General features: G+C 70.1%; 2 protein-coding genes. Both read right to left on the reverse strand.

Annotated elements, in window-relative coordinates; all coding sequences use genetic code 11:
* Positions 1–40: 40 nt before the first annotated feature.
* On the reverse strand, positions 41–913 hold the full coding sequence (locus AB0H75_RS50220) for an IS3 family transposase (protein WP_367809196.1): 873 nt from the start codon (positions 911–913) through the stop codon (positions 41–43).
* The coding region (locus AB0H75_RS50225; RefSeq protein ID WP_367809198.1) for a transposase at positions 910–1148 on the reverse strand (239 nt) is incomplete at its 5' end. The genes AB0H75_RS50225 and AB0H75_RS50220, both read right to left, overlap by 4 nt.

Below are 1148 nucleotides of genomic sequence, written 5' to 3' on the forward strand. Positions count from 1 at the left end.
TGAGCTTGCTCCGCTTCGACGGACACCATTGTTGTGGTGGTCAGGCCACTGCGGCGGCCTCGTAGTCGGCAGGGCTACGGTAGCCCAGGCTGCTGTGCAGGCGGTGCAGGTTGTACCAGCCCTCGATGAACTCGAAGATCGCGCTGCGGGCAGCGGCGCGGGTGGGCCAGGACCGTTGGTCGAGGAGCTCGCCCTTGAGGGTGGCAAAGAACGACTCGGCCAGCGCGTTGTCCCAGCACTGGCCGGTACGACCGACCGACAGCCGCACGCCGAGCCGCGCGGCCAGCCGGGCGTAGGCGGCGCTCGTATATTGACAGCCGCGATCCGAGTGAAAAATCACCGCCCCGGCCGGACGGCGCCGGGCGCACGCCTGCTGCAGGGCTTCGGCGACCAGATCGGTGCGCAGATGATCGGCCGTCGCCCAGCCGACCACCCGCCGCGAGGCGATGTCGATGACGGTGGCCAGATACAACCAGCCCTCCTCGGTCGGCACGTAGGTGATATCACCGCACCAGCGTGTATCGATGGCCGCCGCATCCGGAGCGAAGTCGCGCTCGATCAGGTCCGGCCGAAGGCTCGCGTGCGGGTCGGGGATCGTGGTGAGCTGGCGGCGTCGCCGATACCGTCCGGCCAGGCCGAGGGCGCGCATCAGCCGGGCCACCCGCCGCCGTCCGCATCGCTGCCCGTCGCGCTGCAACTGCGCGTGCACCCGCGGCGCTCCGTAACTGCCCCGCGAGTGCGCATGCACTTCGGCGATCTGCTCGGCCAGTTCGGCATCGCGCACGGCGCGCGGGCCGGGTGCGGCGTTGCGGCGTGCGTAGAAGGCGGCACGGGAGACTCTCAGCAGCTCACACGCCCGTTTGACGCTGTGGCCGCCCTGCTTTTCCGCCTCGATGAACGGGTGCACGCTCACCGGGTCTCCTTGGCGAAGAAAGCCGTCGCTCGCTTGAGGATGTCCACGTCCTCACGCAGCCGCCCGTTCTCCCGCCGCAGCGCCTCCAGTTCCTGCCGCTCGCTGCTGGTCAGCCCGTCCCGCTGCCCGGCATTGACCTCCGCCTGGCGCATCCACTGCCGCACCGCGGTCTCGGTCAGATCGAAGTCCTTGGCCACCTGCCCGACCGAGCGGTCACCGCGCCGGCACAGCTCAA

It is taken from the genome of Nonomuraea sp. NPDC050783 (assembly GCF_040802095.1).
Taxonomy (GTDB): domain Bacteria; phylum Actinomycetota; class Actinomycetes; order Streptosporangiales; family Streptosporangiaceae; genus Nonomuraea.